The sequence below is a fragment of the Mesorhizobium sp. P2_E9 genome (assembly GCF_056403815.1).
The window spans coordinates 122,555-137,260 of record NZ_JBFUET010000006.1; the positions used below are offsets into that span (position 1 = coordinate 122,555).

At 63.9% G+C, this 14,706-nt stretch carries 12 protein-coding genes; 3 read left to right on the forward strand and 9 right to left on the reverse strand.

Annotation, left to right across the window (positions count from 1 at the left end):
- Positions 1-104: 104 nt before the first annotated feature.
- From AC1D05_RS12540 to AC1D05_RS12570, 7 genes are all read right to left on the reverse strand, one after another.
- Positions 105-1,658 carry an alpha/beta fold hydrolase gene (locus tag AC1D05_RS12540; protein WP_477441023.1) on the reverse strand — a complete coding sequence of 518 codons (1,554 nt, stop codon included), beginning with the start codon at positions 1,656-1,658 and terminating at the stop codon, positions 105-107.
- 114 nt (positions 1,659-1,772) lie between these two features.
- Positions 1,773-2,081, reverse strand: a complete 309-nt coding sequence (locus tag AC1D05_RS12545) for a formate dehydrogenase subunit delta (RefSeq protein ID WP_477441024.1) — start codon at positions 2,079-2,081, stop codon at positions 1,773-1,775.
- Positions 2,071-2,901, reverse strand: coding sequence for a formate dehydrogenase accessory sulfurtransferase FdhD (gene fdhD, locus AC1D05_RS12550; RefSeq protein WP_477441025.1), 831 nt, complete (start codon positions 2,899-2,901; stop codon positions 2,071-2,073). Before fdhD ends, AC1D05_RS12545 begins: the two co-directional genes overlap by 11 nt.
- Before the next feature lie 2 nt (positions 2,902-2,903).
- Entirely contained in the window at positions 2,904-5,816 is a 2,913-nt protein-coding gene (gene fdhF, locus AC1D05_RS12555) for a formate dehydrogenase subunit alpha (RefSeq protein ID WP_477441026.1), read from the reverse strand.
- 10 nt (positions 5,817-5,826) lie between these two features.
- Positions 5,827-7,383: a formate dehydrogenase beta subunit gene (locus AC1D05_RS12560; protein ID WP_477441027.1), complete on the reverse strand. Its 1,557-nt coding sequence runs from the start codon at positions 7,381-7,383 to the stop codon at positions 5,827-5,829.
- Positions 7,380-7,859, reverse strand: a complete 480-nt coding sequence (locus tag AC1D05_RS12565; protein WP_477441028.1) for a formate dehydrogenase subunit gamma — start codon at positions 7,857-7,859, stop codon at positions 7,380-7,382. Before AC1D05_RS12565 ends, AC1D05_RS12560 begins: the two co-directional genes overlap by 4 nt.
- 134 nt (positions 7,860-7,993) lie before the next feature.
- On the reverse strand, positions 7,994-8,893 hold the full coding sequence (locus AC1D05_RS12570) for a LysR family transcriptional regulator (RefSeq protein WP_477441029.1): 900 nt from the start codon (positions 8,891-8,893) through the stop codon (positions 7,994-7,996).
- A 183-nt stretch (positions 8,894-9,076) separates the two neighbouring features.
- Between AC1D05_RS12570 and AC1D05_RS12575 the strand changes: the two genes are divergently transcribed.
- Positions 9,077-10,303: a sensor domain-containing diguanylate cyclase gene (locus AC1D05_RS12575; protein WP_477441030.1), complete on the forward strand. Its 1,227-nt coding sequence runs from the start codon at positions 9,077-9,079 to the stop codon at positions 10,301-10,303.
- A 98-nt stretch (positions 10,304-10,401) separates the two neighbouring features.
- Here the strand turns inward: AC1D05_RS12575 and AC1D05_RS12580 are convergent, their stop codons facing one another.
- The gene (locus AC1D05_RS12580) at positions 10,402-10,779 is read right to left on the reverse strand and encodes a VOC family protein (RefSeq protein WP_477441031.1); all 378 of its coding nucleotides are present in this window, start codon (positions 10,777-10,779) and stop codon (positions 10,402-10,404) included.
- Positions 10,780-11,031: 252 nt separating this feature from the next.
- Between AC1D05_RS12580 and AC1D05_RS12585 the strand changes: the two genes are divergently transcribed.
- A complete protein-coding gene (locus AC1D05_RS12585) occupies positions 11,032-12,207 on the forward strand; it encodes an Mrp/NBP35 family ATP-binding protein (RefSeq protein ID WP_477441032.1) in 1,176 nt (391 codons plus the stop codon).
- 16 nt (positions 12,208-12,223) lie between these two features.
- Here the strand turns inward: AC1D05_RS12585 and AC1D05_RS12590 are convergent, their stop codons facing one another.
- Complete coding sequence (locus AC1D05_RS12590) at positions 12,224-12,673, reverse strand: SRPBCC family protein (RefSeq protein WP_477441033.1); 450 nt, start codon at positions 12,671-12,673, stop codon at positions 12,224-12,226.
- A 149-nt stretch (positions 12,674-12,822) separates the two neighbouring features.
- On the opposite strand from AC1D05_RS12590, the gene AC1D05_RS12595 reads away from it, so the two are divergent.
- Positions 12,823-14,628 carry an IlvD/Edd family dehydratase gene (locus AC1D05_RS12595; RefSeq protein ID WP_477441034.1) on the forward strand — a complete coding sequence of 602 codons (1,806 nt, stop codon included), beginning with the start codon at positions 12,823-12,825 and terminating at the stop codon, positions 14,626-14,628.
- Positions 14,629-14,706 lie beyond the last annotated feature (78 nt).

A 14,706-nucleotide genomic window follows, 5' to 3' on the forward strand; every position in this document is an offset into this window, starting at 1 on the left:
CCTCCGTTCGCAGCGCCGGCAGAGGCGATATCCGCCTGGCCTGCATGGGGGAATTGATAGCGCTTACGTCGGCCTGGCCGCTTCGCCCGGACGGGCCATGGCTCTCATGGCCCGTCCGGGCCAGTGTGCCTGGCGGAAAATGCCGCCGCCGCTGCTCGCGACGGCAGGTCGAGCTTGAGCAGTATGTTGGCAACGTGGCGCTTGACCGTGTGCTCGCTCAGCCTGAGTTCGGCGGCAATCGCGGCATTGCTCTTGCCGTCGGCAATCAGGCTCACCACCTCGCTTTCCCTCGCCGTCAGCACGGCCGGTTCGGTTGTTTTGGTCCTGGCGCGGCAGTCGGGCTCCAGATGCTGTTCCGACATTGCCCGCACCAGCGCCATCGGCTCGTCCAGATCGTCCAGCGTGACCCGGCCGGCGTCTTCGAAATGCAGGCCCGAGCCGGTTGCCAGATCGGCGACCAGCCGCGAAGCGAGGATGTCGCCTCGGCTGGCGTGCGCGGCAAGTTGCATCGTCGCCCGCGCCGTCAGTCCCACCGGCGGCCCGCGCAGTTCGATCTCACCGACATGCGCCCCCTGCGCGCTGGCCACGCCGATGCCCTGTGCCGCCTCGCGCAGTGCCGCGGCGCAGCGTATGGCGCGCGCCGGCCCATCGAAGCGCGAAATCATCATTTCGCCCTGCGTACCCAGCGCGCGGCCGCCATGGCGCCCGACCAGCGACCGCCAGGTTTCCTGGAAGCGCTCGCTGCGTTCGCTCCACATGCGGTCGCCCATCCGCGTCGTATCGTAGATGCGCGTCACCAGAAGGGCCGCCAGCACGCGATCCGCTTCGGCGACGGCGCGCTCACCGGTCAGGAATTCCTCGATCAGGTCTGCGACCCGGTCGACGTCGCCGGTCCAGATCGGATGATCGCGCCCGGGAATCTCGACCAGCCGCGCATTCGGGATTTTCTTGGCCAGGAAACGGCTGGCGTCGGGATCGACCCGCGCATCGTTGCGGCGATGGATGAGCAGCGTCGGTGCGTTGATTGCCGAAAGTATCCCACGCACGTCGATTTCCGCGTTCATACGTGCCAAGGCTGCTGCTGCCGTCGGGCTCGCCGATAGTCGCTCGAAACGTGCCCACCACTGAGTGAAATGCGGGTCGTCGACCCGGCCCGGCGCGAAATTGGGCAAGGTGGCCCCCGTGCCCCAGGCCGTGTCGGCCGTGGCGATGAAGGCATCGAGGCGGTCGGGCGGCATCACCCATTTGTGGAAATGCGCGTAGCCACCATAGAGCGCCAGCGCCCGCGTCCGCTCGGGATAGGTGGCCGCGAACAGCATTGCCATAGGCGCGCCTTCGGACGCGCCAAGCAGGGCGGCACGACCGCTGCCGGTGGCGTCCATCACCGCGCGCACATCGTCCATGCGGGTTTCAAGACTGGGCAGGTTTTGCGCATCGACACGGTCGGAAAGGCCGGTGCCGCGTTTGTCGAACAGGATCAGCCGCGAGAACGCCGAAAGCCGCTTCAAGAGCCTGGAATAGCCTTCGTCTTCCCAATGCAGGTCGAGATTGGAAATGAAGCCCGGCACGAAGACGAGATCGAACGATCCCTGGCCGACCACCTGATAGGCGATCCGCACCTCGCCACTGAGGGCATATCGGGTCTCGATCGGCCTCACGAGGTTTCTTCCGCCCGGCCTGACGATTTCTGATCGTCAAACATAGCAGAGCAGCGTCGATTGCGGCAGCTCAAACTTTAGCGGAGAGGAATAAGCCCGCGCGGCCGGCTGCGGCTACTCTTGCGACGCGGCGACGTCTGCCGGGGAGGGCTTGAGCCCGAGCTTGAGATCGGCCTCGGCTGGTGTGATCGGCCGCTTGATCCTGGCCGATGCAGCCACGACGAGTTCGTCGAAGCCTTCGCCGCTGTCCAGCAGTTCGAAGAACTGCCGCCGCATCCTCGGTTCCCAGAATTTGTTGATGTGCTCGGCGACGCCGGCAATCCCTTCCTCGCGCGACTTGGAGTGGAAAAAGGCCGCGATCTGGTTGGCCATGCGCACCAGCTTTTCGCTGGTGCTGGTGATGTGGTCTTCGTCATGCGACATGCTGGGCAACTCCCAAAACCACCCGCTCGGGGTGGGTGAAAACATCGAAATCATCGCCGCGCACCAGCGCCACCAGCGTCATGCCGGCCTCATCGGCCGTGCGGATGGCAAGCGCGGTCGGCGCCGAGACGGCGATGATGAAGGCAGAACCGATAGCCGCCGTCTTCTGCACCATCTCGACCGACACGCGCGACGTCACCACGACGGCGCCCGACGTGCCATCGATGCCGACTTTCGCCAACGCGCCAGCCAATTTGTCCAGCGCATTGTGGCGGCCGACATCCTCGCGCGCCATGACGACGCCCTTGCCGGGGATGTAGAAGCCAGCGGCGTGCACGGCTCCGGTTTCCTGATGCAGTGGCTGTACCTTGGACAGGAGCTTGACGGAACGCACGATATCATCGGCATCAAGCGTAAGTTTTGACGCACCAACGGCATCGACCGACCGCATCGCTTCCTCGATGGATTCGATGCCGCATAGCCCGCAGCCAACCGGCCCGGCCAGCCTGCGCCGCCGCGCCTCGAAGCGTGTGTTGGCGAGGTCCTTCAGTCGGATCTGAATGTCGATGCCGGCGCCATGGTCTTCGACCTCGATCGCCTCGATCTCTTCAGGGGAAGCGATGATGCCTTCGGTCAGCGAGAAGCCGAGCGCGAAATCCTCGAAATCGGCGGGGCTCGCCATCATCACCGCATGGGTGGTGCCGGCAAACGAGAACGCCACCGGCGTCTCCTCCGGCACCATGCGGTTGGCCGCAGCCGTGCCGCTGGCGCGGTGCGCCAGCCGCGATATCTCAGTCGTTGCTTTGCGGCGCGCGGCCAAGACTACTCCGCTGCCTGCAGCGAGGCGATACGGCGGCTGTTCCTGGCCTGCTCGTCGTACTCGCGCTGCCAGTCCGACGGACCATTGGAGGCGCCGACCTGCACCGCCGTGACTTTGTACTCCGGACAGTTCGTCGCCCAGTCGGAGAAGTCGGTGGTGATGACGTTGGCCTGCGTGTCGGGATGGTGGAACGTTGTGTAGACCACGCCCGGCGACACCCGGTCGGTGATCAGCGCGCGCAGCGTCGTCTCGCCCGAACGGCTGGTCAGCCGCACCCAGTCGCCGTCGCGCAGCCCGCGGTTTTCGGCGTCGTGCGGATGGATCTCCAGCCGGTCTTCCGAGTGCCACATGACGTTCTCGGTGCGCCTTGTCTGCGCACCGACATTGTACTGGCTGAGGATGCGGCCGGTGGTCAAAAGCAGCGGGAAGCGCGGCCCGGTCCTCTCGTCGGTCGCCACATATTCGGTGCGGATGAACTTGCCCTTGCCGCGCACGAAACCGTCAATATGCATGATCGGCGTGCCGAGCGGGGCCTTCTCGTTGCAGGGCCACTGCACGGATCCGACACGATCGAGCAGATCGAAGGAGACGCCGGAGAAGCTTGGCGTCGTCTTGGCGATCTCGTCCATGATCTCGGAGGGATGCTGGTAGTTCCAGTCAAGCCCGATCGCGCGGGCTAGCTCCTGCGTCGCTTCCCAGTCGGCGTATCGCGCCTTCGGCTCCAGCACCTTGCGCACCATGTTGATGCGGCGCTCGGCATTGGTGAAGGTTCCGTCTTTTTCCAGGAAGGTCGAGCCCGGCAGGAAGACATGCGCGTAGTTTGCCGTCTCGTTGAGGAAGAGATCGTGCACGACCACGCATTCCATGGCGGCGAGACCGCCCGCGACATGCTTGGTGTCGGGATCGGACTGCAGGATGTCCTCGCCCTGGATGTAGATGCCCTTGAAGGAGCCGTCGACGGCGGCATCGAGCATGTTGGGGATGCGCAGGCCGGGTTCGTCGTCCAGCTTCACGCCCCACAGGCTTTCATAGATATCGCGCACGGCTTCGCCGGAGATGTGGCGATAGCCGGGCAGTTCGTGCGGGAAGGAGCCCATGTCGCACGAGCCCTGCACATTATTCTGGCCGCGCAGCGGGTTCACGCCGACGCCCGGCCGGCCGATATTGCCGGTGGCCATGGCGAGGTTGGCGATCGCCATAACGGTGGTCGAGCCCTGGCTGTGCTCGGTGACGCCGAGGCCGTAGTAGATCGCGCCATTGCCGCCCTTGGCGTAGAGCCGCGCGGCACCCCGGATCAGCTCCGGGTCGACGCCGGAAAGCTTGCCGACGACCTCGGGGCTGTTCTCCGGCAAAGCGACGAACGAGGCCCAGTCTTGGAACTCCGTCCAGTCGCAGCGTTCACGGATGAAGGCTTCATCGAAAAGCCCCTCGGTGACGATGACATGCGCCAGCGACGTCAGCACCGCCACGTTGGTGCCGGGCTTCAGCGGCAGGTGATAGTCGGCCTCGACATGCGCCGACTTGACCATCTCGGTGCGGCGCGGATCGAGCACGATCAGCTTGGCGCCTTGGCGCAGCCGCTTCTTCAGCCGCGAGGCGAACACCGGATGGGCGGACACCGGATTGGCGCCGATGACGACGGCGACGTCGGTGAATTCGACCGAGTCGAAATCCTGCGTGCCGGCCGAGGTGCCGTAGGTCTGGCCGAGCCCGTAGCCGGTCGGCGAATGGCAGACGCGCGCGCAGGTGTCGACATTGTTGTTGCGGAAGCCCTGCCGCACCAGCTTCTGGACGAGATAGGTCTCCTCGTTCGTGCAGCGCGAGGAGGTGATGCCGCCGATCGAGGTGCGGCCGTACTGATACTGGATGCGGCGGAATTCCTTGGCCGTGTGGGCGATCGCCTCTTCCCAGCTCACCTCGCGCCACGGGTCGGAAATCTTCTCGCGGATCATCGGCGACAGGATGCGGTCCTTGTGGGTGGCGTAGCCATAGGCGAAGCGGCCCTTGACGCAGCTATGGCCGTGGTTCGCCTTGCCGTCCTTGTACGGCATCATGCGGATGACTTCGTCATCCTTCACCTCGGCCTTGAACGAGCAGCCGACACCGCAATAGGCGCAGGTGGTGACGGCCGAGCGTTCCGGCATGCCCTTTTCGAGCACCGTCTTCTCGCGCAGCGCATCGGTCGGGCAGGCCTGCACGCAGGCGCCGCAGGACACGCATTCGGAAGCGATGAAGTCCTCATGCATGCCGGCGACCATGCGCGATTCGAAACCGCGGCCCTCGATGGTCAGCGCGAAGGTGCCCTGCACCTCCTCGCACGCCCGCACGCAGCGTGAGCAGACGATGCACTGCGCCGGATCATAGGTGAAATAGGGATTGGATTCGTCGCGGGCGATGTAGTCGACCGCCAGCGAGCCATGGCCGGGCGCGACGCCATCTTCCTGCTTGACGTGGTTGCGGCCCTCGACGCCGTAACGGTTCTCGGTGAGGCCCACCGACTTCGCCACCGTGTCGAATTCGCTGGCGCCGGTGCCGGCCTTCTCGTTCCAGCCGGTTGGATGGTCGGAGACGTAAAGCTCCATGACGCCGCGGCGGATAGCGTCGAGCCGGTCGGACTGCGTGCGCACCACCATGCCTTCGCCCACTGGTGTCGTGCAGGACGCCGGCGTGCCGCCGCGTCCTTCGATCTCGACCAGGCAGACACGGCAGGAGCCGAACGAGTCCAGCATATCGGTGGCGCAGAGTTTTGGAATCTCGACCCCACCTTCCATCGCCGCGCGCATGATCGAGGTGCCTTCCGGCACCGTGATGTTGCGGCCGTCGACGACCAGCGTGACCTGCTTTTGCGCCCTCGATTCCGGGGTTCCGTAGTCGAGTTCTTCGATGAGTGTCGGGAAGTCGGCCTTGATGTTCATCTGCCAGCTCCTATTCAGCAGCCACGCGCGCCGGCGCGGGCTTGAAATCTTCAGGGAAATGCGTGATCGAACTCATCACCGGGTAGGGCGTGAAGCCGCCCAGCGCACACAGCGATCCGAACTTCATCGTGTTGCAGAGGTCGGTGACCAGAGCGAGGTTCTTTTCCGGTTCGATGCCGGCGGCAAGCCTGTCGATAGTCTCCACTCCGCGCGTCGAGCCGATGCGGCAGGGCGTGCACTTGCCGCAACTTTCGATGGCGCAGAATTCCATGGCAAAGCGCGCCTGCTTCAGCATGTCGGCGGTGTCGTCGAACACGGTGATGCCGGCATGACCGATCAGACCGTCACGCTTGGCGAATTCTTCGTAGTCGAACGGCGTGTCGAACAGAGCGCGCGGGAAATAAGCGCCGAGCGGACCGCCGACCTGTACTGCTTTCACGGGGCGACCGGTGGAAGTACCGCCGCCGATGTCATCGACGATTTCGCCGAGCGTCAGGCCAAAAGCGGTCTCGAACAGGCCACCATTCCTGACATTGCCGGCGATCTGGATCGGGATCGTGCCGCGCGAACGGCCCATGCCGAAATCCTTGTAGAAGGCGGCACCCTTGTCCATGATGATCGGGACGGAAGCCAGCGAGATGACGTTGTTGATCACCGTCGGCTTGCCGAATAGACCTTGGATCGCCGGCAGCGGCGGCTTGGCGCGCACCACGCCGCGCTTGCCCTCGAGGCTGTTGAGCAGCGAGGTTTCCTCGCCGCAGACATAGGCGCCGGCGCCGACGCGGATTTCCATGTCGAAGGCGTTGGGCGAGCCCAGCACATTGAGGCCGAGCACGCCGGCCTTGCGGGCGATTTCGACGGCCTTGTTCATTGTTGCCACCGCATGCGGATATTCCGAGCGGATATAGACGAAGCCCTTGGTCGCGCCGGTGGCGATGCCGGCGATCGTCATGCCCTCGATCAGCACGAAGGGGTCGCCTTCCATGATCATGCGGTCGGCGAAAGTCGCGCTGTCGCCCTCGTCGGCGTTGCAGACGATGTATTTGCGCTCGGACGTCGTATCGAGCACGGTCTTCCACTTGATGCCGGTCGGGAAGCCGGCGCCGCCGCGGCCGCGCAGGCCCGATTCCGTTACCTGTTTAACAACGTCCGCCGGCGCCATGGCCACCGCATTCTGCAGGCCCTTGAGCCCGCCAAGCGATTTGTAGGCGTCGAGCGACAGCGGATCGTTGATGCCGCAGCGGGCAAAGGTCAACCTGGTCTGCTTGGCCAGGAAGGGGATCTTGTCCGGCGAGCCCAGCCAGCGCTTGTGGTGGCCACCGGTGAGGAAGCCGCTGTCGAACAAGCTCTTGACGTCGGAAGGCTTGACCGGTCCGTAGGCGACACGACCGTTGGCGGTCGCCACTTCGACCATCGGCTCGAGGAAATAGGCGCCGCGCGATCCGTTGCGGACGATCTTGGCCTCGATGCCACGCTCGGCGAGCTCCGCGCGAACAGCCTTGGCGACCTTTTCGGCACCGAGCGCCAGCGCGCCGGAATCGCCGGGAATGTAGATGCGGGGGATCATGAGCGCACCTCGGCAAGGATCTCGTCGATCTTGTCGTCATCGAGCCGCCCGATCACCTCGCCGTCGAGCATCGCCGACGGCGAACAGGCGCAAAGCCCAAGGCAATAGACCGGCTCGAGCGTAACCGATCCGTCGCGGGTGGTCTCGTGGAAACCGATGCCCAGCAACTGCTTGATCTTGGCGGCGACGGCATCCGAACCCATCGACTGACAGGCCTCGGCCTGGCAGAGCTTGAGAACATGCCGGCCGGCCGGCCGGGCACGGAAATCGTGATAGAAGGTGACGACGCCGTGCACCTCGGCCCTGGAGAGGTTCAGCCCATCGGCGATCACCGGCACTGCTGCCTGCGGCACATGGCCGAATTCTTCCTGGATCTCGTGCAGGATCGGCAGCAGCGGGCCTTCGAGGCCTTTCAGCTCTTGGATAATCGCCGCCGTGCGCGATGCGATCTCGGTACTTGCAGGCTGCATCGTCATGCAGCGCCCTCCCTGATAGGTAGCGTTCTAGCGCTAAGTCGTTACAAAAACAGAGGAAACCCGCGAAATCAATAAAGCTGATCCGTTGCTTGATAGAAATCTTCTATCAAGGACGCCCAGCCGCCTTGTCTACCCTAGCGATGGGTGCGGAAATCGTCTGCCAGCGCCATTGCCTCGTCCAGCAGCGCCTGCACCAGCGGCGTGTGCGGCTCGCGCGGCGTGGCCACCAGGCCGACCGTGTGGCTGGCGTCCGGCTCGACGATCGGAATGGCCCGGATCGGCTCGGAAAAGCCGAACGTTTCCGCGAGGTTGAGCGGCATGATCGACGACCATTTGCCGGTGTGGATATGCGAGAACAGCACGATCATCGAATTGGATTCGAGCGTCGGCCGCACCTGCACGCCGGCCTCGGCCAGATGCTGGTCGATGATGCGACGGTTCTGCATGTCCCGCGTCAGCAGGCAGAGCGGCAACTGGCTGATCTCGGCCCATGTCACTTTGTCGCGGTCGGAATAGGGGTTTCCGACCGCCGTGATCAGCTGATAGCGCTCATCATAGAGCGGCACGCTGGTCACCCGCCCGAGCGGCTCATTGTCGAGATAGGTGATGCCGGCGTCGATGTCGAAATTGCCGAGCAGCGACAAGACTTCGATCGAGGTTCGCGACAGAACCGAGAAGGTGACGCCTGGATGCTTTTCGCGAAACGGCGTCGTCAGCCGCGCCACCATGGCCAGTGCGGTCGGGATGGCGGCAATGCGGATGCGGCCGGAAAGGCCGTGGCGCGCCGCGCGCATCTCCTCGCGCATGGCCCTTGAATCGCCGACAATGCGGCGCGCCCAGACCAGCACCTGCTTGCCCTCCGGCGTCAGCCCCTGGAACCGCGACCCGCGATTGACCAGCATGACGCCGAGCTGCCCCTCAAGCTGCTTGATGCCGGCCGACAGGGTCGGCTGGGTGACGCCGCACGCTTCCGCCGCCCGGCCGAAATGCTCTTCCTTGGCCAGCGCGATGAAGAATTCGAGTTTGTCGATCATGCCGCGAGCCCTTTCCGCGTGCCTGCGCACAGCCGCTCGTTAATCATCGTGGATGAGGCGGCCGGTGGTGGCAACAGCCAATAACCAATTGATAATATTTGGCTTGCCATATGGTCGATGCGAGCATCGCGGCAGGGGCGCCGAAGATAGGTGGTTCGTATGCTCCAGGAGCATCCGCCGGAAATGCAAGCAGTCTCCGCCGACGATTTGCGCGAGGCCGCGCGGCTCCGGGCCGTCGAGCGCTTCGATATTCTGGACACGCCGCGCGAAGCGTCGTTCGACCGCGTTACGCGCTTGATCAAGACTGTCTTCGATGTCCCGATCGCCATCATCTCGGTCATTGACGGGCACCGCCAATGGTACAAGGCGTGCGAGGGCCTGGCGGTCAACGAAGTCGAACGCAAGGCGACATTCTGCCAGCACACGATCCTTCAGGAAGAGCCCCTGATTGTCGCCGACGCGACGAAGGATCCCCGTTTCGCCGACAATCCCATGGTCAGGAACGATCCGCATATCCGCTTCTATGCAGGCGTGCCATTGCGAAGCCGAGACGGCCACAACATCGGCAGTGTCTGCGCGATCGGGTACACGCCGCGGGAATTCAGCGGCCGCGACATCGCAATCCTCCAGGATTTCGCCGATCTTGCCATGGACGAGCTGGAACTGCGCCAGCATGCCTCCACCGATGCACTGACCGGCGTGCTGTCGCGGCGGGCCTTCATCGATCAGGGTAATAAGGCATTCGCGCTTGCGCAGCGCCAGCGCTTCGACTTCTCCTGCATTGTCTTCGATGTCGACCATTTCAAATCGGTCAACGACCATTTCGGGCATGCCGCTGGCGACAAGGTTCTGGCTGGAGTGGCCCGGCAATGCAGCGCCACCTTGCGGGACGTCGACATATTCGGACGCGTCGGCGGCGAGGAATTCGCGGTGCTTCTCTACGCCGGCCGCAACGGCGCGCTTGAATCCGCCGAGCGGCTGCGCGGCACCATCGAGGCCATGCGGCTTGCGCACGGCACGGATGAAATACGGGTCACCGCGAGCTTCGGTGTCGCCGCGTTCGATGCGGCGACCGGCAATTTGCAAGAGCTGATTGAGCGCGCTGATGCGGCCATGTATCGCTCGAAACACGCCGGCCGCAACCGGACCACGGCGTGGAATCCCCCCGTGGGCGATCAGGCGCGGCCGCGGCGCAGGGTGCTCAAGGCCGGCCAGATCGTCTTCAACGCCCGCATGTCGACCATCGACTGCACGGTTCGCAGCCTCGGCGAGCATGGCGCCACCATCGATGTTTCGAACATCGCCGGCATTCCCGGCCAGTTTGTACTCGCCATCAGGGCGGATCGCTTCGAGGCGAAATGCCGGGTCGTCGCCCAGGCCGAAAGGCGTCTGGAGCTCGCTTTCGATTGACCGGGCCTGCCGCCCAATTCGGCTCTCACCTATCTTGCCGTCAAACTGGCTGGGTGAGACGGCATTCCGGCGCAGGACGCCACCAACCGCGATATTGTCTACCTGTCCACGAGGTTCAGGATGTTCCCGTCGGGATCCTTGAACCATGCGACCTTCATCCCGTGGCCGACATGGACATCGCCCTCCAGCGTGAGGCCGGGCATGTCGTAATGCTCGAAGGTGACGCCTTTGGACTTCAGTGCCTTGACCACATTGTCGATCTCGTCGCCAACCATCCAGGTCACCGCCGTTGCCTTGTTGGTTCCGGCAAATTGCGAATGATAGACGTTGATGGCGGTGTCGCCACTTTTGTAGACGATCAGTTCGCCGCCCTCGTCGTGCACCTGTTTCAGGCCAAGTGTTCCCTCATAAAAGGCCCTGGCCTTCGCCAGGTCTTTCACCGCCAGATTGGCCGTTGCGTTACTGTTTGCGAGCATGGTCGCCTCCTTCTTTGATCGTCGGTTCCGTGATGGTCCTTGAAATAGGCCGCTTCGGTTGTTTGACGACTACCGGCTGGCCCAATTGCTGGCAGCACCGGCATTCGATCATCTGGAAGACGTTTGGCGGCGATGAAGTCCGACAAGACCCCGTCGTTTTTACGGGTGCGCCGAGGCGACCATTGGTCCACGGCTTGGTTCTGTCGGGGAACTGCATTATCTCAGGCGCAAGCTGCGTAAGGAAAAACTGCCATGTCCGTCACCAAGGAAATCGTCACCGAGCGCCTGAAGACGGTCAATGGGCCGGATTTCACCGGCAACATCGTCGACCTCGGCATGGTTTCCGAGATTTTCATCGCCGATTCGAAAGTGTTCTTCTCGATCACTGTTCCTGCGGCACGCGCGCAGGAGATGGAACCGCTGCGCGCCGCCGCCGAGCGCGTCGTCAAGGCGATCCCCGGTGTCGCCGGCGCCGTGGTGGCGCTGACGGCGGAGAAAAAGGGCGGCGGCATGGAGGCGCCGGTCCCATCACGCCCCGCGCCCAGGCCGGCCCCGCCTCCCGCCGCCGCAGCCCCGCGCCCCGCCCCGCACGCCCCCGCTTCGCACAGCCAGGGCAAGCGCGGCGTACCCGGCATCGAGGCGATCATTGCGGTTGCTTCCGGCAAGGGTGGCGTCGGCAAGTCGACCACCGCCGTCAACATCGCGCTTGGCCTTGCCGCCAACGGTTTGCGTGTCGGCGTGCTCGACGCCGACATCTACGGCCCGTCCATGCCGAAGCTGCTCAACATCCATGGCCGGCCGCAGACGGTTGACGGCAAGATCCTGAAACCGATGGAGAATTACGGCCTCAAGGTGATGTCGATGGGTTTCCTCGTCGATGAGGAGACGCCGATGATCTGGCGCGGCCCGATGGTGATGTCGGCGCTGACGCAGATGCTGCGCGAGGTCGAATGGGGCCGGCTCGACGTGCTCGTCGTCGACATGCCGCCCGGCACTGGCGACGCCCAGCTGACCATGGCGCAGCAGGTGCCGCTGGCCGGCGCCGTTATCGTCTCGACGCCGCAGGACCTGGCGCTGATCGATGCCCGCAAGGGCCTCAACATGTTCAAGAAGGTCGACGTGCCGCTGCTCGGCATTGTCGAGAACATGAGCTACTTCATCGCCCCTGACACCGGCAAGCGCTACGACATTTTCGGCCATGGCGGCGCGCGCCGTGAAGCTGAACGCCTCGGCGTCACCTTCCTCGGCGAAGTGCCGCTGGAAATGGGCATCCGCGAAAGCTCGGATGCCGGTGAGCCGGTTGTTGTCTCGAAGCCCGACAGCGCCACGGCGAAAACCTATCGCGACATCGCCGCCAAGGTCTGGGACAGGGTCAATGAGGAACGCGGCGCGGCCGAAGCGGCGGTGCCGAGCATCGTCTTCGAGTAGTCCTTCAGCGGGAGGGTCAGCCGCCGACCTTCTTGCCGAAGCTCGCAAAGAACTGCCCGGCCAGTTTCTTCGACGTCGATTCGATCAGCCGGCTGCCGAGCTGGGCGATCTTGCCGCCGACATCGGCCTTGGCGGCATATTTGAGCACCGTGGCGTCAGGCCCATCCTCGGTCAGCGTCACGTCGGCGCCGCCCTTTGCAAAGCCTGCAATGCCGCCCTTGCCTTCGCCCTGGATGGTGTAGGAGTGCGGCGGCTTCAGGTTCTTCAGCGTCACTTCGCCGTTGAAGGTCGCCTTGATCGGCCCGATCTTCAACACCACCGTCGCCGTCATTTCGGTCGGTGACTGCATCTCGAGGCTCTGGCAGCCGGGAATGGTCGCCTTCAAAACCTCGGGATCGTTCAGCGCTTCCCACACTTTTTGCAGGGGTGCGGCAATGCGCTCCTCGCCTTCGATCACCAAAGCCATGAAAACCTCCCGGACAAAGACTGCCCAAAGGCCTAACGCACGGCTGGGTGCGTGTCTATCGCACCAAAGTCCCGATTCAGATCGCGCCTGCCCCTTGCCTGCATCCGCGCGTTGTCATATCGATTTGTCATACAAATACGGAGATCGTGATGGCCGGCGCCCCCACCAAGAAGAAAAAATTTCGCTCGCAGGAGTGGTTCGACAACCCCGACAATCCAGGAATGACGGCGCTCTATCTGGAGCGCTACCTGAATTACGGGCTGACCCGCGCCGAGCTGATGTCGGGCAAGCCGTTGATCGGCATCGCCCAGACCGGCTCGGATCTGTCGCCTTGCAATCGGCACCATATCGAGCTCGCCAAGCGCGTGCGCGAAGGCATTGTCTCGATGGGCGGCATTCCCTTCGAGTTCCCCTGCCATCCGATCCAGGAGACCGGCAAGCGCCCGACCGCCGCACTTGACCGCAACCTTGCCTATCTCAGCCTGGTCGAAGTGCTCTACGGCTATCCGCTCGACGGCGTCGTGCTGACCATCGGTTGCGACAAGACGACGCCGGCGCTTTTGATGGCGGCGGCCACGGTCAACATTCCGGCCATCGCGCTGTCGGTCGGCCCGATGCTGAACGGCTGGCACAAGGGCAAGCGCACCGGGTCCGGCACCATCGTCTGGGAATCGCGCCAGCGCCTGTCCGCCGGCGAGATCGGCTACGACGAGTTCATGGACATCGTCGCCTCCTCGGCGCCCTCCACCGGCTACTGCAACACCATGGGCACCGCCACCACGATGAATTCGCTGGCCGAGGCGCTCGGCATGCAGCTACCCGGATCGGCCGCCATCCCGGCGCCCTACCGCGAGCGCGGCCAGATCGCCTACGAGACGGGAAAACGCATCGTCGACATGGTGCATGAGGACCTGAAACCGTCGGACATCATGACGCGTAAGGCCTTCGAGAACGCCATCGTCGTCAATTCGGCGATCGGCGGCTCCACCAACGCGCCCATCCATCTCAACGCCATTGCCCGCCATCTCGGCGTGCCGCTCGACAATGACGACTGGCAGGCGATTGGCCTCAAAGTGCCGCTCATCGTCAATTTGCAGCCGTCGGGCGAGTATCTTGGCGAAGACTACCATCATGCAGGCGGCGTGCCCGCGGTGGTTGCCGAACTGATGAAGGCGGGACTGCTGCCTTATCCCGAAGCCATGACCGTCAATGGCAAGTCGATCGGCGACAATTGCAAGGGGGTCGCCAACGAGAATACCGATGTCATCCGCACCGTTGCTGAGCCGCTGAAGGCCAATGCCGGCTTCATCAACCTGAAGGGCAATTTGTTCGATTCGGCGATCATGAAGATGAGCGGCATCTCGCCGGAATTCCGCGAGCGCTATCTGTCCAACCCGAAGGATCCGGAAGCTTTCGAAGGCAACGCCATGGTCTTCGACGGCCCCGAGGATTACCACGCCCGCATCGACGATCCGGCGCAAGGCATCGACGAGCACACGATCCTGTTCATGCGCGGGGCCGGCCCGGTCGGCTATCCCGGCGGTGCCGAGGTCGTCAACATGCAGCCGCCGGCCTATCTCATCAAGAAGGGCATTCACGCGCTGGCCTGCATCGGCGATGGACGCCAGTCGGGTACGTCGGGCTCGCCGTCGATCCTCAACGCCTCGCCGGAAGCCGCAATAGGCGGCGGCCTGGCGCTGCTCAAGACAGGCGACCGCGTCCGCATCGATCTCAGGAAGGGCACCGCCAACATCCTGGTCAGCGACGACGAGATCGCCAAGCGGCGCGCGGCGCTGGAGGACAATGGCGGCTATCACTATCCCAAGCACCAGACACCGTGGCAAGAAATCCAACGCGGTATGGTCGACCAGTTCGACCAGGGAATGGTGCTGAAGCCGGCGGTGAAATACCAGGATGTCGCCCACACCAGCGGCGTTCCCAGGGACAATCACTGATTGTCCTCAGGGGCAGTATCTGTGCGCAAGTACTTACATTACCGACAAAAGGCGGCTTGATCCGGATCAAGCCGCCTT